Origin of the sequence: Mesorhizobium sp. M2A.F.Ca.ET.042.01.1.1 (genome assembly GCF_003997405.1) — a bacterium.
Classification (GTDB): domain Bacteria; phylum Pseudomonadota; class Alphaproteobacteria; order Rhizobiales; family Rhizobiaceae; genus Mesorhizobium.
The window spans coordinates 1-16,643 of record NZ_RZRX01000140.1; the positions used below are offsets into that span (position 1 = coordinate 1).

The following is a 16,643-nucleotide window of genomic DNA, read 5'->3' on the forward strand; positions in this document are numbered from 1 at the left end:
CCCGACGTGGCGTAGAAGATGGTGCGGTCGAGAAGGATGCCACCCCGATCGTTGATGGCGACAACCTCGGCCTCGGCCGTCGTCTGATAGGCGTCGTCGCGAAACAGCGCCTCCGTCTTGTGCGCCATCATGCTACCTTTTCGAACGGCACGGAAATGTCGGCCTTTTCTTCCATCCAGCCCGGCACCGGAAGGTTCTTGCCGCGCAGGAACTCCGGATTGAAGAGCTTGGACTGGTAGCGCGTGCCGTAGTCGGCAAGGATCGTCACGATGGTGTGGCCCGGTCCGAGCTCGCGCGCCAGCCGGATGGCGCCGGCGATGTTGATGCCGGTCGAGCCGCCGACACAGAGGCCCTCTTCCTGGATCAGGTCGAAGATGATCGGCAACGCTTCCTCGTCCGGGATCTGGTAGGAGAAGTCCGGCCTGAAGCCTTCCAGATTGGCGGTGATGCGGCCCTGCCCGATGCCTTCGGTGATCGAGCTGCCGTCGGATTTCAACTCGCCGCTGGTGTAAAAACTGTAGAGGGCGGCGCCCAGTGGATCGGCGAGCGCGATCTTGACGTCCTTGCTCTTGCCCTTGAGCCCCAGCGCGACACCGGCGAGCGTGCCGCCGGAGCCTACGGCCGAAACGAAGCCATCGACCTTGCCGCCGGTCTGGGCCCAGATCTCCTCGGCCGTCGTGCGGACATGACCGTCGCGGTTGGCGACATTGTCGAACTGGTTGGCCCAGATCGCGCCGTTCGGCTCCGAGCGTGCCAGTTGCTCGGCAAGCCGGCCGGACAGTTTTATGTAGTTATTGATGTTCTTGTAGGGCACGGCCGGTACTTCGATGAGCTCCGCGCCCAGGATCTTGATTGTGTCCTTCTTTTCCTGGCTCTGCGTGTCGGGGATGACGATCACGGTGCGGTAGCCGAGCGCCTTGGCGACCAGCGTCAAGCCGATGCCGGTGTTGCCGGCAGTGCCTTCGACGATGAGCCCGCCGGGCTTGAGCAGCCCGCGCTGTTCGGCGTCGCGGATGATGAACAGGCCGGCCCGATCCTTCACCGATTGCCCCGGATTCATGAACTCGGCCTTGCCTAGGATCTCGCAGCCGGTCGCTTCCGAAGCCTTGTTAAGCCGGATCAGGGGCGTGTTGCCGATCGCTTCGATCACTGAACGGGGCATGTGGGATTCCTTCATGTGTGCGGCGAGACCCTAAAAACCGGACGCCGCGGTTTCAAGGCAAGATTTTGCCTGGTCCAGTCGCATTGCGGATGGTGCAACGCTCGCAACCATTTCAGTGCCAGGTGCAAAACCGCTCTTTTCAACCGAATTCTCCGCCGCTAGAGCAAACCGGAACATCCGCAGGACACCCTATGACACTCTACCGGGCCAATCCGAAAGACGGTGTCGCCTGGATCACAGGCGGCAGCAGCGGGCTTGGTCGCGCGCTGGCCAAGGATCTCGCCAATCAAGGCTATGCCGTGGCGGTGACGTCGCTGCCGGAAGATCCAGCCGACACGCTGATCGTCGAAACGGCGCAAATGTCCGGGCATGTGAGGTCCTTTCCCTGCGACGTCACCGACGAGCAGGGCATGGCCCGCACGGCCGCCGCGATCGAGGAGCAGATGGGGCCGATCGTGCTCGCCGTGTTCAACGCCGGCAACTACATCGCCACCCCCGGAGAGAATCTGGTGGTGCGCGATTTTCATCGTTCCTTCGCCGTGAACTATTTCGGCATCGTCAACGGCGTGGTGCCTGTAGTCGAGCATATGCGCGTACGCGGACGCGGCCATGTCGTTCTTGTCGGATCGGTCACCGCCTATTCCGGCTGGCCGACAACGGCGGCCTATGGCGGCACCAAGGCCGCGATCAACATCTTGGCGGAGTCGCTGAAATACGACTTCGACAAGATGAACATCCGCATCCAGGTCATCAATCCGGGGTTCATCGACACGCCTTTGACCGAAAAGAACAAGCTGCCGATGCCGGGCCTCATGCCTGTGCATCGCGCGTCGCGCCGCATGGCGCGCGGCATCAGGAAGGGCGGCTTCGAAGTCACCTTCCCGTATCACATAAGCTGGCCGGTGAAGCTGCTCGGCCTGCTGCCGCGGCCGATCGGCCGCTTCGTCATCGGGCTCACCACCCACTGGTGGGGTCGGCCGCTGCATTTCGATCGCAGGCCGGCGGGCAAAAAAGACCCGTCCCGCGACAAGGCGACATGAACCGGCGCGACATAAGCCGGCGAAACGGCGATTGCCTGCCGGCGGGGACGGCCATAGGTTGAGAATCATTGCTTGGAGACTGGAATGGGGCGGCGGATCGTGCTGGCGGTGCTTGGCCTTGCAGTCATCCTGGTCGCCGGCTTCTTTCTTGGCCCGCGCGTACCGGTAGACACCACAATCCGCTTCAATCCGTCGGTGATCGGCGACGATCCGCAGGCCTATCTGGCGCGTGAAGAGGCTGCCGTGCCCAACATCCGCGACGGGCTCGACAAGGAGATCATCTGGGCGAATCCGATGGTCCACGCCAAGACGCCTTTGGCCATCGTCTACATCCACGGCTTTTCCGCCTCTAAAGGCGAGGTCCGCCCCTTGCCGGACGACATTGCGGATGAACTGGACGCCAACCTCTTCTACACGCGGCTGACCGGCCACGGCCAGAACGGGGCGGCCATGGCGCAAGGCAGCGTCAATGCGTGGATCAACGACTATGAGGAGGCTTTGGCCATCGGCCGCGAAATTGGCGATAAGGTGATCGTCATCGGAACCTCGACCGGCGGCTCGTTGGCGGCATGGGCAGCGACAGAGCCGGGTGCTTCCGACGGTGTCGCGGCCATCGCGTTCATATCGCCGAATTTCGGCGTCAAGGCCTCCGGCGCGGAGTTGCTGACCATGCCCTGGGGCAGGCAGATCGCCGAACTCGTCGGCGGCAAGGAGCGCAGCTTCCCGGCACGCAACGCGCTGCACGAAAAATTCTGGACCACGAAATATCCAATGAGGGCAGTGCTGCCGATGGCGGCGCTCACTGAGCTGGCCTATGCCGCGCCGGTCGAGAAGGCGAAGATCCCTGCCCTGTTCATCTTCTCGGATTCCGACAAGGTGGTGCGGCCGGACCGGACGCGCGAGATCGCCAGGCGCTGGGGTGGTTCGCACGAGCTGGTGCCGGTCGACGATACCGGCGATCCGGACAATCACGTCATCGCCGGCGATGTGCTGTCGCCGCAGACCACACGCTTTCTAACGGAGCGTATCGTGGTCTGGGTTAAGGCGTTGATGCAGCAGCAATCTGGCCAGTGAAACGAAAAACGGCCAGAGCATTCGCTCCGGCCGTTTCTCGATCAGAATTGATGGGCTCAAGCAGCGCGGTTCGCCGGACGCTTGCCGCCGAAGCGGCGCTTGTTGTTGCCCTTGAAGCGCTTGAAACTGCCGGGCTTGCGCTCGCCGTTCGGCTGGGCGGCCGCCGGGCGTTCGCCCTGCGGTTTCGGTCCGCGCCCGCCATTGGGCTTGCCGGCGAAGTGCTTCTTGCCACCGCCATTGCCCGGTCGGCGGCCATCGCGGCGGCCGCCATGATGCTCGCGGTCATTGGCCGGCTCGAAATGGCGCTCGGTCTTTTCCCTGGGGTCGCGCTGCGGATCCGGGCTGCCGAGGTGGTCGGCAACGACCGGCAGCTTCATGCGGATGATGCGCTCGACCTGCCGCAGCTTGGCATTCTCGGAGGGATCGCAAAGCGTGATCGCGATGCCGTCCCTGCCGTTGCGACCCGTCCGGCCGATGCGGTGGACATAGCTTTCCGCCTCGTCCGGCAGGTCGAAATTCACGACATGGCTGATGCCGGGCACGTCGATGCCGCGCGCCGCGATGTCGGTCGCGACCAGGATGCGGACCGAGCCGTCGCGGAAATCGTTGAGCGCCTTCTGACGGGCGTTCTGCGACTTGTTGCCGTGGATGACGGCGGCTTCAAAACCGTCGCGCACAAGATCCTTGGTGACACGATCGGCGCCATGCTTTGTGCGCGAGAACACGATCACCGTGCGCATCGCCTCGTCGGCCAGCATCTTGGACAGCACCTGGCGTTTCTGCCTTGTGCGGGCAAGCACCACGCTCTGCACGATCTCGGCGGCGGTCGTGCTCTGCGGCGAGACCTCGACGCGGACCGGATTCTTCAGCAGGCCCTTGGCAAGCTCGGCGATCTCGTCGGGCATGGTTGCCGAGAACAGCGCAGTCTGGCGATCCGGCGCGGTCGCCTTGGCGATGCGCTTGACGTCGTTGATGAAACCCATGTCGAGCATGCGGTCGCCCTCGTCGAGGACGAGCCATTTGGTGTCGGCAAGGATGAGGTCGCCTTCCCGCACCAGATCGGTCAGCCGTCCAGGCGTGGCGATCAGGATGTCGACGCCCGGCGCGATCTTCTTCACCTGGCTGAAGCGCGAGACGCCGCCAAGCACCAGCGCGGTCGAGATATGCGCGCCCTTGGCGAGCAGCTTGATGGTGTCCTCGATCTGCACGGCGAGCTCGCGCGTCGGCGCCAGGATCAGCGCGCGCGCCGTCTTTGGCCGGCGCTTGGTGCCGAGGCCGATGATCTTCGACAGGATCGGCAACGCGAAGGCGGCCGTCTTGCCAGAACCGGTCTGGGCGATGCCGAAAATGTCGCGGCCTTCGAGCTGCGGCGGGATGGCCTGCACCTGGATCGGCTTCGGCTCGGTGAAGCCGGCGGCCAGCGTAGCCTTCAGCAGCGCGCCGCCGATGCCAAGGGCCGCGAAACCGGAGAGTTCCCCAGCGTCGTTGTTGGGGAGAGTGTTTTCGTTGGTCAAATTTATCTTCTTTCAAGCGGCGCAATCGCCGCAAACGTCGATGGCGGCAGGGCGCAACCTGCCGTCGAAACAAATATCAGGAAACGACAAGGCGGCGGACGGGAAACGTCCGCGCGGCTGCGCTGTCGTGCCCGCGGACGTCGTGCCCCGGGGCTTTTTCGCCGTCTTGCCGATCGACCGAGGCCGATGTGAAAGAGGGAAAACAGACGCAACCAGTCTCATTCGTGGAGAAAGCCGGACAAGCCGGCCCAAGCGCCTATGTCCCTGCATATGGCCGAGTCCGGCCCGAAATGCAAGGGGGCATGTTGCAATGCAGCAAAACGAGGGTGCTTGCGCTCTCCTGCCCTCGCCATTACCACGAATAACTTATCCGTTTTGGGGAACCAGCGATGAAAGACGTGCTGAAGGAACTCGAACGCCGCCGCGAGATTGCCCGCATGGGCGGCGGCAAGGACCGTATCGAGGCGCAGCACAAGAAGGGCAAGCTCACTGCCCGCGAGCGTATCGAGGTCTTCCTCGATGAGGGCTCGTTCGAGGAGTTCGACATGTATGTCGAGCATCGCTCGACCGATTTCGGCATGGAGAAAACCAAGATTGCCGGCGACGGCGTCGTCACCGGCTGGGGCACCGTCAACGGCCGCCCGGTCTATATCTTCGCCAAGGATTTCACCGTGTTCGGCGGTTCGCTGTCGGAGGCGCATGCCGAGAAGGTCATCAAGGTGCAGGAGATGGCGCTGCGCAATCGCGCGCCGATCATCGGGCTCTATGACGCAGGCGGCGCGCGCATCCAGGAAGGCGTGGCGGCGCTCGGCGGCTATGCCGAGATTTTTCAGCGCAACGTGCTCGCCTCCGGCGTTATCCCGCAGATCTCGCTGATCATGGGCCCTTGCGCCGGCGGCGATGTCTATTCGCCGGCCATGACCGATTTCATCTTCATGGTGCGCGACACCTCGTACATGTTCGTCACCGGACCGGATGTGGTGAAGACGGTGACCAACGAGACGGTGACCGCCGAAAGCCTCGGCGGCGCTTCCGTCCACACGACCAAATCCTCGATTGCGGACGGCGCCTATGACAACGATGTCGAGGCGCTGCTGCAGATGCGCCGGCTGGTCGATCTTTTGCCGGCGTCGAACACGGCCGAGATTCCCGAGATCGAGTGCTACCAGTCGGTGACGGACCACGACCTGTCGCTCGATCGGCTGATCCCCGACAACGCCAACAAGCCCTATGACATCAAGGAACTGATCCTGAAGGTCGCCGACGAAGGCGATTTCTTCGAGATCCAGCAGAGCTTTGCGAGAAACATCGTCACCGGCTTCGGTCGCGTCGAGGGGCGCACGGTGGGCTTCGTCGCCAACCAGCCGATGGTGCTGGCGGGCGTGCTCGATTCCGACGCCAGCCGGAAGGCGGCGCGCTTCGTGCGCTTCTGCGACTGTTTTTCGATTCCCATCGTTACCTTCGTCGACGTGCCGGGCTTCCTGCCAGGCACCGCGCAGGAATATGGCGGGCTGATCAAGCATGGCGCCAAGCTACTCTTCGCCTATGCCGAAGCGACCGTGCCGAAGATCACCGTCATCACCCGCAAGGCCTATGGCGGGGCTTACGACGTCATGGCGTCGAAGCATCTGCGCGGCGACATGAACTATGCCTGGCCGACGGCGCAGATCGCCGTGATGGGCGCCAGGGGCGCGGTCGAGATCATCTACCGCAAGGACATCGGTGACCCGGAGAAAATCGCCGCCCATACAAAGACTTACGAGGATCGCTTCCTGTCGCCCTTCGTCGCCGCGGAACGCGGCTATGTCGATGAGGTGATCATGCCGCATTCGACGCGGCGCCGGGTGGCGCGCGCGCTGCGCATGCTGCGCAACAAGGACATGCAGAACCCCTGGAAGAAGCACGACAACATCCCGTTGTGAGAAGCCGCGCCGACAAGAAATGCGCATAACCCTTGCAGCTCAGAGCCTTATTCCGGCCAAGGGGTATGGCGGCACGCAGCGCCAGGTCGAATGGCTGGTCACCGAACTGGTCAGGCTCGGGCACCATGTCGTCCTGATCGCCGCGCCGGGATCGTCGCACCCGATGTGCGAGGTCAGGCATGCGGTCAGCGAAGCCGAGTGCAGGGCGGCGATCCCCCGCGACACGCAGATCGTCAATCTCCACGCCTGGAAAGTCGAGGTCCCCTACCCGACGCTCAACACCGAGCACGGCCACCTTCCGGACTATCCGCGGCCGCAGCCCAACTGGAACTTCCTCAGCGCCCGTCATGCCGAGCTGCATGGCCGCAAGACCTTCGTCTACAACGGGTTTCCTGTGGACGCTTACCGGCTGACGGTGACGAAGAACGATCATCTCTTCTTCATGGCGGCGATTGCGCGCGCCGGAAAGGGGCTGAACCGCGCGGTGGATCTTGCCAGGAAATTCGACTTCATCCTTGATATCGCCGGCGGCTCGCGCTGGAAGCTGCTCGGCCGAAGCAAGACGCGCCGCGAGGGCGTGTTTTTCAAGAGCCTTTCCGCCCGCTACCGCTTTCACGGCATGGTCGATGGCCAGGACAAGCTGCGCCTGCTTGGGGAATCGAAGGCATTTCTAAACCCGATCTCGTGGGAAGAGCCGTTCGGCATGGCGCAGGTCGAGGCGATGTTGTGCGGCACTCCCGTGCTCACCACACCGCGCGGCGCGCTCGTGGAAACCGTCGATGCCGATACCGGGCGCTTCTTCCAAACCGACGAGGAGTTCGGGCGCGGTCTTGCTGAGATCGGAGGCCTGTCGGCGCAACGATGCCGCCAGTCGGCCGCCGACAGGTTCCCTATCGAGAAGACGGCGAAGGCCTATCTGGAACTCTATGCGCGCATCCTTGATGGCGAAGCGCTTCCGTGACAAATCACCGTCATATTAGCCATTGGTAGCGATTGTTCCGGATCTAAAGGTAGCGCCCGTTGCGTCCCATCCTAGTCTTCTGTTTGCCGGCGATCGGAGACTTCATCCGTTGCCATTCGGCAATCCAGATTCTGGCCGAGAAGTTTCCCGGGCATCCGATCGACGTCGCCACCTCGCCGCTTGCCGCGCCACTGGCGCGGTTGATGCCGCATATCCGCAAGACATGGATTGTCGAGAAGCACTGGAAGCCCGGGCTGAGACAACGGGCCGGTCTGGCGCGCGAAATCCGCAAGGAGAACTACCAGGCGGCCTATATGCTCACCAGCAGCACCAAGGCCGCGCTCGTGCCATGGCTGGCCGGCATACCGGAACGCATCGGCTATCCACGGGAATTCCAGTTCGGCATCATCAACCGCCTGCCTGCCGGCTGGCTGAAGAGCTTCGTGGCGTTCGGTCCGCGCAAGACCAGATTGTACGAACAGGTCTGCGCCATCGCGATGCTGGGTGAAAAGCCAGCCCACCGCATGCGGTTGCCTGCGCCGCAAATGGCTATTTCGGCCGAAGAGCTTTCCGATTGGCGCGCCCGACACGGGATCGACCCTGCGCGACCGGCGCTGGCGCTTTACACGTCCGCTTTCACCAACTTCCGCTCATGGCCGGCGGAGCGTTTCATCTCGGTAGCGAAGGATCACGCCCGGCGCGGCTGGTCGGTTTGGCTCATCGGCGGCCCACGAGAACGCGAGGCCGCCGCGCAGATCCGGGCAGCGCTTCCGGAGGCGGTGGATTTCACGTCGACACCGCAACTGACCGACGCCATGTGCCAGATCGCCGCCTCGACCGTCTTCCTCGGCGTTGATGGGGGCCTCTGCCATGCGGCCGCAGCCTTGGGCGGACCATGCGTGCTTATCTTCGGATCAAATCGGTCTTATGAGACAGGGCCTGTAAACGATCAGGTGCGTTATCTCGAGCCGCCGATTTCGACGCCGAGCTGGGTGCTTGATACACGCGGTGTCAGCGAGGAGCGGGTTCTCGCGGCCTTGGCCGACGCAGCATCTGGAAAATGAATCTGAGCCCCGTCCGAATCATCGGGCAGTGCCTTCCAGCAGGTCGCGAAGAACCGGCAGCATGGCCAGGGGCAGGTCTTCGGCTATCAAGCCCGGCCCAAAACGGCTGCCGGCCTCGGCATGGATCCAGACCCCGGCGCAAGCCGCTTCGAAGGCCGGCATGCCCTGGGCAAGGAGGCCCGCGATGATGCCTGCCAGCACGTCGCCCGAACCGGCGGTGGCAAGCCAGGGCGCGCCATTGCCGTTGATCGCGGCGCGGCCGTCCGGCGCGGCGATCACGCTGTCGGCGCCCTTGTAGACAATCACGGCGTTGGCGCGTTGCGCGGCGGTGCGCGCCTTGGCCAGCTTCGACAAAGCCTTGTCGCCCGCAATGTCCGCGAACAGCCTGCCGAACTCACCCTCATGCGGCGTCATGATCAACGCTGGCGCATCCGGTTTGCCGGCTGCCTCGAACAGCGTCGAGGCCGCATTGCGAAAGGACGTGATGCCGTCGGCGTCGAGCACAAGGCCCTCGACGCCGCCGTCCTGGCGCTTCCTGGCCAGCACGGCGAGCGTGAAATCGCGCGCCTTGTCGCCGATGCCGAAGCCGGGGCCGAGGACAAAGCTGGACGGCCGGCGATCGCCGATCAGGTCATGCACATCCTCGATCGCGTCTACCTTGCGCAACATGATGGAGGTTAGATGCGCCGCGTTGACCTGCATGGCGTTTGCCGGCGAGAGCACGGTGACGGCCCCTGCCCCGCTTCTTGCGGCCGCCAGCGCCGACAGCCGCGCCGCGCCGGTCGCCGATGGTCCGCCCGAAAAGACGCTCGTATGGCCGCGCTTGTATTTGTGCGCGTCGACCGCCGGCGCCGGAAAGTTCGCGATCCAAAGCCCGGGCCGGTTCTCGAAGGTCCTTGGCGCGATCTCGTTGATGATCTCGTCGCGAATGCCGATATCAGCCAACACGATCTCGCCGCATCGCTCGCGCCCCGGCAGCAGCAGGTGCCCGGGCTTCTTTCGCGCGAAGGTCACCGTGAGGACCGCGCGAAATGCCGAGCCAAGAACTTCGCCGCTATCGCCGGAAACGCCCGAAGGCAGGTCGATCGCGACAACCGGCAGGTTCATCGCTGTCACGATGTCGACCGCGGCCTTGGCGTCGCCGGATAGCGGTTTCGACAGGCCTGCGCCAAAAAGCGCGTCGACGACCAGCGAACCGGCTTCGGGAGTGAAGGCCGACAGCGGGCGCCGCTCCAGGGTGCAGGCAGCCGCCGCGAGCGCGGCGTCACTGCCTGCCCGCGGTTCGCCCAACGCCCACAGAGCCACATCGACGCCGGCCTCGGTCAACAGCCGCGCCACGACATAACCGTCGCCGCCATTGTTGCCGGGGCCGCACAGCACATGCGCCCTCTTCGCGCTCGGGTGGCGCGCCAGCACCAGGGTCGCGACTGCTTCGCCGGCGCGTTGCATCAAACCGTAGCCGTCGAGCGGCCCGGCCGCGATCGCCAGTCTGTCCGCCTCGGCCATTTCGGCCGTCGATAGAAGTTCATTGCGCATGGGATTGCCGATCTCCGTGCGATCAAGCATTGTCCAGTTTTCGGTTCGAAGCAAACCGCCGCGGCCGCGCATCGTTTGCAGATGCGGCCGCATCTGAGAGGGGTCTGATTGCTATTTGCGCTTCCTGCCCATTTTTTATGCAGGATTGAGGAGGGGCGATGTATAGGGTTTGGGCGTCCATGCCGCATCCGGCGCAGCGGATGACGCGAATTTGCATCCGGGCCCGATGCGGAATCGAAAACGCCCTGTACCGTCTCCTCCCCTCTGGATTGGCACGGTTCGTGCTAGATGGAGGCGCAAGCGGGGTACACAACCCGTCTTCTTGGCAGTGGAGGCCATTTTTTACATGAAAAAGATCGAAGCGATCATCAAGCCATTCAAGCTGGACGAAGTGAAGGAAGCGCTTCAAGAGGCCGGGCTGCAAGGCATCACCGTCACCGAGGCCAAGGGTTTCGGCCGTCAGAAGGGGCATACCGAGCTTTATCGCGGCGCCGAATATGTTGTCGACTTCCTGCCCAAGGTGAAGATCGAAGTGGTGCTCGGCGACGAAGCCGTTGAAGGCGCCATCGAAGCCATCCGGAAAGCGGCGCAAACGGGCCGTATCGGCGATGGAAAAATCTTCGTTTCCAACATAGAGGAAGTCGTGCGAATCCGTACCGGCGAGACCGGTATCGACGCCATCTGACGCCCCCATCTTTCTGCAACGTCATCATCAAAAACACGTCATCACACAGGGATACATGACATGACGACAGCCAAAGACATCATGAAGCAGATCAAGGACAACGACGTGAAGTTCGTCGACCTACGCTTCACCGATCCACGCGGCAAGCTGCAGCATGTGACTATGGATGTCGTCGAGGTCGAGGAAGACATGTTCGCCGATGGCGTCATGTTCGACGGCTCCTCGATCGCCGGCTGGAAGGCAATCAACGAGTCCGACATGGTGCTGATGCCCGACACGGATACCGTCCACATGGATCCGTTCTTCGCGCAGTCGACCATGGTCATCCTGTGCGACATCCTCGATCCGATCTCGGGCGAGGCCTACAACCGCGATCCGCGCGGCACCGCCAAGAAGGCCGAAGCCTATATGAAGTCGGAAGGCATCGGCGACACCATCTATGTCGGCCCGGAAGCCGAGTTCTTCGTCTTCGACGACGTCAAGTACAAGGCAGACCCCTACAACACCGGGTTCCGTTTGGACTCCACCGAACTGCCGTCCAATGACGACACCGACTACGAGACCGGCAATCTCGGCCACCGCCCGCGCATCAAGGGCGGCTACTTCCCCGTGCCGCCGATCGATTCCGCGCAGGACATGCGCTCCGAAATGCTGACCGTGCTGGCCGAGATGGGCGTGCGCGTCGAGAAGCACCACCATGAAGTCGCCGCCGCCCAGCACGAGCTCGGCATCAAGTTCGACACGCTGGTGCGCAACGCCGACAAGATGCTGATCTACAAGTATGTCGTGCACCAGGTCGCCAATGCCTACGGCAAGACGGCCACCTTCATGCCGAAGCCGGTGTTCGGCGACAACGGCTCGGGCATGCATGTGCACCAGTCGATCTGGAAGGGCGGCAAGCCGACCTTCGCCGGCAACGAATATGCGGGCCTCTCCGAAACCTGCCTCTATTACATCGGCGGCATCATCAAGCACGCCAAGGCGATCAACGCCTTCACCAACCCGCTCACCAACTCCTACAAGCGTCTGGTGCCGGGCTATGAAGCGCCGGTGCTGCTCGCCTATTCGGCGCGCAACCGCTCGGCTTCCTGCCGCATTCCGTTCGGCTCCTCGCCGAAGTCGAAGCGCGTCGAGGTCCGCTTCCCCGATCCGGGCGCGAACCCCTATCTCGGCTTCGCCGCCATGCTGATGGCCGGCCTCGACGGCATCAAGAACAAGATCCATCCGGGACAGCCGATGGACAAGGACCTCTACGACCTGCCGCCGAAGGAATTGAAGAAGATTCCGACCGTCTGCGGCTCGCTGCGCGAGGCATTGCAGAACCTCGACAAGGATCGCGGATTCCTGAAGGCCGGCGGCGTGTTCGACGACGATCAGATCGATGCGTATATCGAACTCAAGATGGCCGAGGTGATGCGCTTCGAAATGACCCCGCATCCGGTCGAGTACGACATGTACTATTCGGTCTGACGACCGAACTTCTCCGCATCGGCGACAAAGACGGACCCCGGCGTTTCGCCGGGGTTTTCGCATGGGCGGTCCATCGGAGGGCTGTCGCCTTTCCGCAAATCCATCGGAGCCATGCAGCATCCGGCCCGGTCCGCCGCTGCAGAAGCAGCAGTCATGCCAAAGTGGTCGCGGCGCTCAATCGCGTGGCGTTGCTGCCGCTGGCGGCGGGAGGCAAAACATTCCCGCTGGTTGTTTGCATGCAAAAAAAGCCCCGGCGAAGAACGCCAGGGCTTTCGACAATTGAAACTTACGAGGCGCGGGCGAGGCCCGCCCCTCGATGATCAGGCGGCAGCCGAAACAGCGTCGGTCGAAACCTGGGAGATCGTCTTCAGGATCTGCGAGGCGATCTGGTAGGGGTCGCCCTGCGAGTTCGGGCGGCGGTCTTCCAGGTAGCCCTTGTAGTCGTTCTTGACGAAGGAGTGCGGCACGCGGATCGAAGCGCCGCGGTCGGCGACGCCATAGGAGAACTTGTTCCACGGCGCGGTCTCGTGCTTACCGGTCAGGCGCTTGTCGTTGTCGGGACCGTAGACGGCGATGTGGTCCATCAGGTTCTTGTCGAACTGCGCCATCAGCGCCTCGAAATAGGCCTTGCCGCCGACTTCGCGCATATAGGCGGTCGAGAAGTTGGCGTGCATGCCCGAGCCGTTCCAGTCGGTATCACCCAGCGGCTTGCAGTGGAACTCGATGTCGATGCCGTATTTCTCGGTCAGGCGCAGCAGCAGGTAGCGAGCCATCCACATCTGGTCGGCGGCCTTCTTGGAACCCTTGCCGAAGATCTGGAATTCCCACTGGCCCTTGGCCACCTCGGCGTTGATGCCTTCATGGTTGATGCCGGCGGCGAGGCAGAGGTCGAGATGCTCCTCGACGATCGTGCGGGCGACATCGCCGACATTCTTGTAGCCGACGCCGGTGTAGTACGGGCCCTGCGGCGCCGGGTAGCCGCTCTCGGGGAAGCCGAGCGGACGGCCGTCCTTATAGAAGAAATACTCCTGCTCGAAGCCGAACCAGGCGCCCTCGTCGTCGAGGATGGTGGCGCGCTTGTTGGAGACATGCGGGGTCACGCCATCCGGCATCATGACTTCGCACATGACCAGCACGCCATTGGTGCGGGCCGGATCCGGGTACACGGCGACGGGCTTCAGCACGCAGTCGGAGCTGTGGCCCTCGGCCTGGTTGGTGGACGAGCCATCGAAGCCCCACAGCGGCAGCTGCTCGAGCGTCGGGAACTCGGCAAACTCCTTGATCTGGGTCTTGCCGCGCAGGCTGGGGGTCGGGACATATCCGTCGAGCCAGATATACTCGAGCTTGTATTTGGTCATTCCAGTGCCTCTCGTTGCTAGGACACCGCAAGCGGCGTCAACGCATGGCCGGGCTTGCCGGCCTGCCGATGGTTAAAAAGCAATTCGTATGCCACTCCGCCGTCGGCGGGTGCGGCAAAATGCTCAAAACAACACGTAGATTTTGCTTAGCCGCCCCAATAATGCGCTCGGATCGCTCAATCGATATTTCTGCACAAATAATTGGCAAATAATGATCTTTTTGTAGGCATATTGCCTAAATGAATCGCAGAACCTATCTTGGCTGCTAAGTTGAATCGGCAAGTCCCTAGACAAGCAAGGAGGTCGCCAATGCAGGTCATGCAACCGCGTCCGTCGGCAAAAATCCTGATGTTCCCGCTGGCAGGGCGCAAGTCTGCCTCAAATTTAGGCGCCAAGGCGAAATTCGCGGCAGAGCTTGCGACGCTTCGCGGCGAGCACGCCGACTTTGATGGCTGGTACCACGAAGCAGCCGTCGAGGAAGAAAATCAGCGCAAGAGCTGATCGCCCTTAAAGCGCGTCGCGCTGAAACGGATTCAGGCCACGCGCTTTAGGTCTTTGTTTTGATGCATGTCGTTGTCCCAGAACCGCTACGCCACTTCTGGGCGACATGCATTAGGTTTTGTGGACGAAAAAGCCCGGCGCGATCGCTCGCGCCGGGCTTTTTTGTCGAGCAGATGACCGAGGTCAGTCCTTGGCGTGCAAGTCGGTGCCGAGCGTATCCCTGACGAAGATCATGCCGATGATGAGCGACATTGCCGCGATGATCACCGGGTACCAGAGACCGTAGTAGATATCGCCCTTGTAGGCGCTGAGCGCGAACACGGTCGCTGGCAGCAGGCCGCCGAACCAGCCGTTGCCGATATGGTAAGGCAACGACATGCCGGTGTAGCGGATGCGGGTCGGGAACATTTCGACCAGGATCGCGGCGATCGGCCCATAGACCATGGTCACGAACAGCACCAGGATGAACAGGATGCCGATGGTCATCGGCCAGTTGATGGCCGCCGGATCGGCGAACATGGCGAACGCGCCGCCGCCCGGTATGGTGTAGACCGTGACTTCCGTCGCACCGGCGGCCTCGTCCTTGGTCAGGACCTTGTCGGCGATCGCCTGCTCGGTCGGGACCGTGGCCTTCTCGCCGCCGCGGATCGTGGCTGCATCGAGCTTCAGTTCCGGATTGGCCGCGATGAAGGCATCGAGCTTCTGGTCCGCCACCTTGGCCGCGGCGCGCTTCAGCGGATAGCCGCCGTCCTTCAGCGCCATGTTCACCGCCTTCTGGAAAGCCCCCTCCTTGGCCTTGGCCTGATCGCCGGCGGCAACGGCGTCATAAGACTCCACCGTCTCGTTGCCGATCTTGACCGTGGCCGCAGTTCCAGGCGCGGCCGTCGTGACAACGTCGTATGGCACCGAGTTCTTGGTCAGGAACGAGGTCGCGATATCGCAGGATGTCGTGAACTTCGCCGTGCCGACCGGGTTGAACTGGAACCTGCAGTCGCCGGGCGCCGCCGTCACCGTCGCACGGGTGTTCTGCTGGGCGGTGGCCAGAGCCGGGTTGGCGGCCGAGGTCAACGCCTTGAACAGCGGGAAGGTGCAGACGATGCCCAGGGCCAGTCCGGCCATGATGATCGGCTTGCGGCCGATCTTGTCGGACAGCCAGCCGAACACAACGAAGAAGATCGAGCCGATGGCAAGCGCGATGGCGATCATGATGTTGACCGACTGGGCGTCGACCTTCAACACGTTGGTGAGGAAGAAGAGAGCGTAGAACTGGCCATTGTACCAGATCACGGCTTGGCCGGCGGTGAGGCCGAGCAGCGCCAGAAGGGCGATCTTGGCGTTCTTCCACTGGCCGAACGCCTCCGTCAGCGGCGCCTTCGAGCCCTTACCCTCGTCCTTCATACGCTGGAAGGTCGGCGACTCCGACAGCGACAGCCGAATCCAGACCGAAACGGCGAGCAGGATAAACGAGACGATGAAGGGAATGCGCCAGCCCCAGGCCGCGTAAGTTTCCTTGCTGAGCGAACCCTGCACGATCAGGATGACGATGAGCGACAGGAACAGGCCGAGCGTCGCCGTGGTCTGGATCCATGAGGTGTAGTAACCACGGCGGTCGTCCGGCGCATGCTCGGCGACGTAAGTCGCGGCGCCGCCATATTCGCCGCCGAGCGCCAGGCCCTGCAGCATTCGGAGCCCGATCAGGATCACCGGCGCCGCGATGCCCCAGCTTGCGTAACCGGGCAGCAGGCCGACCAGGAAGGTCGACAGGCCCATGATCGTCATGGTGACGAGGAAGGTGTATTTGCGGCCGACGAGATCGCCGATGCGGCCGAACACGAGCGCGCCGAACGGGCGCACCAGGAAGCCGGCGGCAAAGGCCAGCAGCGCGAAGATGTTGCGCGTCGCCTCCGGGATCGCCGGGCTGAAGAAGGTCGAGCCGATGAAGGCGGCCAGCGAACCGTAGAGATAGAAATCATACCATTCGAAAACGGTGCCGAGCGACGAGGCGAAGATGACTTTCTTCTCCTCCCGCGTCATGCCGCGGCTGGTTCCGCCGGCGGCCGATGCCATTGCCATTTGTATATCCTCCCGTGAGATCCCGTCTGTCCTCGATGGCTGCGCGCCGCACTCCTCCGAACGCAGACTCGAAAACACAGCCAACGAAGCAAAAAATGACAGAAATGACGGCCGAAAGGCACCGCGACGATGGGATTATGACTTTGGTATTAGGTGCGGTGCGAAAACGGCGTGCGCCTGGAGTGGCTCAGCTCGGGCGGGTCGCCGGTCCACTCCAAATTTGTTTGTCTTACGCAATTGCAGGCGGAATTGCTTCTAGCCTTGCAGTGCCTCGAGCAGGCTG

At 62.9% G+C, this 16,643-nt stretch carries 13 protein-coding genes and 1 pseudogene; 8 read left to right on the forward strand and 6 right to left on the reverse strand.

Annotation, left to right across the window (positions count from 1 at the left end; translation table 11 throughout):
- Window positions 1-128: pseudogene (locus EOA23_RS36520) on the reverse strand (alanyl-tRNA editing protein); the annotation flags it as partial.
- Window positions 128-1,162 (reverse strand): cysteine synthase A, encoded by a 1,035-nt coding sequence (locus EOA23_RS20750; RefSeq protein WP_126061010.1) that lies wholly within the window; start codon window positions 1,160-1,162, stop codon window positions 128-130. The gene EOA23_RS20750 and the pseudogene EOA23_RS36520, both read right to left, overlap by 1 nt.
- A 191-nt stretch (window positions 1,163-1,353) precedes the next feature.
- On the opposite strand from EOA23_RS20750, the gene EOA23_RS20755 reads away from it, so the two are divergent.
- Together EOA23_RS20755 and EOA23_RS20760 are read left to right on the forward strand one after the other, a co-directional pair.
- Entirely contained in the window at window positions 1,354-2,202 is an 849-nt protein-coding gene (locus EOA23_RS20755) for an SDR family oxidoreductase (RefSeq protein ID WP_126061011.1), read from the forward strand.
- 84 nt (window positions 2,203-2,286) lie between these two features.
- On the forward strand, window positions 2,287-3,276 hold the full coding sequence (locus tag EOA23_RS20760; RefSeq protein ID WP_127305521.1) for an alpha/beta fold hydrolase: 990 nt from the start codon (window positions 2,287-2,289) through the stop codon (window positions 3,274-3,276).
- Between the two features lie 56 nt (window positions 3,277-3,332).
- Here the strand turns inward: EOA23_RS20760 and EOA23_RS20765 are convergent, their stop codons facing one another.
- On the reverse strand, window positions 3,333-4,790 hold the full coding sequence (locus EOA23_RS20765; RefSeq protein WP_127305522.1) for a DEAD/DEAH box helicase: 1,458 nt from the start codon (window positions 4,788-4,790) through the stop codon (window positions 3,333-3,335).
- 389 nt (window positions 4,791-5,179) lie between these two features.
- Here EOA23_RS20765 and EOA23_RS20770 point away from each other — a divergent pair, with 389 nt between their 5' ends.
- The 3 genes from EOA23_RS20770 to waaF are packed head-to-tail and all read left to right on the forward strand — an operon-like array spanning window position 5,180 to window position 8,737.
- Window positions 5,180-6,712 carry an acyl-CoA carboxylase subunit beta gene (locus EOA23_RS20770; RefSeq protein WP_126061014.1) on the forward strand — a complete coding sequence of 511 codons (1,533 nt, stop codon included), beginning with the start codon at window positions 5,180-5,182 and terminating at the stop codon, window positions 6,710-6,712.
- Window positions 6,713-6,731: 19 nt separating this feature from the next.
- A complete protein-coding gene (locus tag EOA23_RS20775; protein ID WP_127305523.1) occupies window positions 6,732-7,673 on the forward strand; it encodes a glycosyltransferase in 942 nt (313 codons plus the stop codon).
- A gap of 59 nt (window positions 7,674-7,732) precedes the next feature.
- Window positions 7,733-8,737 (forward strand): lipopolysaccharide heptosyltransferase II, encoded by a 1,005-nt coding sequence (waaF, locus tag EOA23_RS20780; protein WP_127305524.1) that lies wholly within the window; start codon window positions 7,733-7,735, stop codon window positions 8,735-8,737.
- A gap of 18 nt (window positions 8,738-8,755) precedes the next feature.
- Here the strand turns inward: waaF and EOA23_RS20785 are convergent, their stop codons facing one another.
- Complete coding sequence (locus EOA23_RS20785; RefSeq protein WP_127305526.1) at window positions 8,756-10,273, reverse strand: NAD(P)H-hydrate dehydratase; 1,518 nt, start codon at window positions 10,271-10,273, stop codon at window positions 8,756-8,758.
- Window positions 10,274-10,619: 346 nt separating this feature from the next.
- Here EOA23_RS20785 and EOA23_RS20790 point away from each other — a divergent pair, with 346 nt between their 5' ends.
- The gene (locus tag EOA23_RS20790) at window positions 10,620-10,958 is read left to right on the forward strand and encodes a P-II family nitrogen regulator (RefSeq protein WP_018428041.1); all 339 of its coding nucleotides are present in this window, start codon (window positions 10,620-10,622) and stop codon (window positions 10,956-10,958) included.
- 60 nt (window positions 10,959-11,018) lie between these two features.
- On the forward strand, window positions 11,019-12,428 hold the full coding sequence (glnA, locus tag EOA23_RS20795) for a type I glutamate--ammonia ligase (RefSeq protein WP_042642240.1): 1,410 nt from the start codon (window positions 11,019-11,021) through the stop codon (window positions 12,426-12,428).
- A 320-nt stretch (window positions 12,429-12,748) separates the two neighbouring features.
- On the opposite strand, the gene EOA23_RS20800 is transcribed toward glnA, so the two are convergent.
- The gene (locus EOA23_RS20800; protein WP_042642239.1) at window positions 12,749-13,786 is read right to left on the reverse strand and encodes a glutamine synthetase beta-grasp domain-containing protein; all 1,038 of its coding nucleotides are present in this window, start codon (window positions 13,784-13,786) and stop codon (window positions 12,749-12,751) included.
- Window positions 13,787-14,095: 309 nt separating this feature from the next.
- Here EOA23_RS20800 and EOA23_RS20805 point away from each other — a divergent pair, with 309 nt between their 5' ends.
- A complete protein-coding gene (locus EOA23_RS20805; protein ID WP_126082788.1) occupies window positions 14,096-14,287 on the forward strand; it encodes a DUF2735 domain-containing protein in 192 nt (63 codons plus the stop codon).
- A 183-nt stretch (window positions 14,288-14,470) separates the two neighbouring features.
- Here EOA23_RS20805 and EOA23_RS20815 read toward each other — a convergent pair whose 3' ends face one another.
- Window positions 14,471-16,360, reverse strand: a complete 1,890-nt coding sequence (locus EOA23_RS20815) for an MFS transporter (RefSeq protein ID WP_127305525.1) — start codon at window positions 16,358-16,360, stop codon at window positions 14,471-14,473.
- Between the last annotated feature and the right edge of the window lie 283 nt (window positions 16,361-16,643).

What these genes read in the sequence shown, in the direction of transcription:
- EOA23_RS20785 (WP_127305526.1), bottom strand. Translation starts at nt 10,273, where the DNA reads ATGCGCAATGAACTTCTATCGACGGCCGAAATGGCCGAGGCGGACAGA.
- EOA23_RS20760 (WP_127305521.1), top strand. Translation starts at nt 2,287, where the DNA reads ATGGGGCGGCGGATCGTGCTGGCGGTGCTTGGCCTTGCAGTCATCCTG.
- EOA23_RS20805 (WP_126082788.1), top strand. Translation starts at nt 14,096, where the DNA reads ATGCAGGTCATGCAACCGCGTCCGTCGGCAAAAATCCTGATGTTCCCG.
- EOA23_RS20755 (WP_126061011.1), top strand. Translation starts at nt 1,354, where the DNA reads ATGACACTCTACCGGGCCAATCCGAAAGACGGTGTCGCCTGGATCACA.
- EOA23_RS20800 (WP_042642239.1), bottom strand. Translation starts at nt 13,786, where the DNA reads ATGACCAAATACAAGCTCGAGTATATCTGGCTCGACGGATATGTCCCG.
- EOA23_RS20770 (WP_126061014.1), top strand. Translation starts at nt 5,180, where the DNA reads ATGAAAGACGTGCTGAAGGAACTCGAACGCCGCCGCGAGATTGCCCGC.
- EOA23_RS20775 (WP_127305523.1), top strand. Translation starts at nt 6,732, where the DNA reads ATGCGCATAACCCTTGCAGCTCAGAGCCTTATTCCGGCCAAGGGGTAT.
- EOA23_RS20790 (WP_018428041.1), top strand. Translation starts at nt 10,620, where the DNA reads ATGAAAAAGATCGAAGCGATCATCAAGCCATTCAAGCTGGACGAAGTG.
- EOA23_RS20815 (WP_127305525.1), bottom strand. Translation starts at nt 16,360, where the DNA reads ATGGCAATGGCATCGGCCGCCGGCGGAACCAGCCGCGGCATGACGCGG.
- EOA23_RS20750 (WP_126061010.1), bottom strand. Translation starts at nt 1,162, where the DNA reads ATGCCCCGTTCAGTGATCGAAGCGATCGGCAACACGCCCCTGATCCGG.
- glnA (WP_042642240.1), top strand. Translation starts at nt 11,019, where the DNA reads ATGACGACAGCCAAAGACATCATGAAGCAGATCAAGGACAACGACGTG.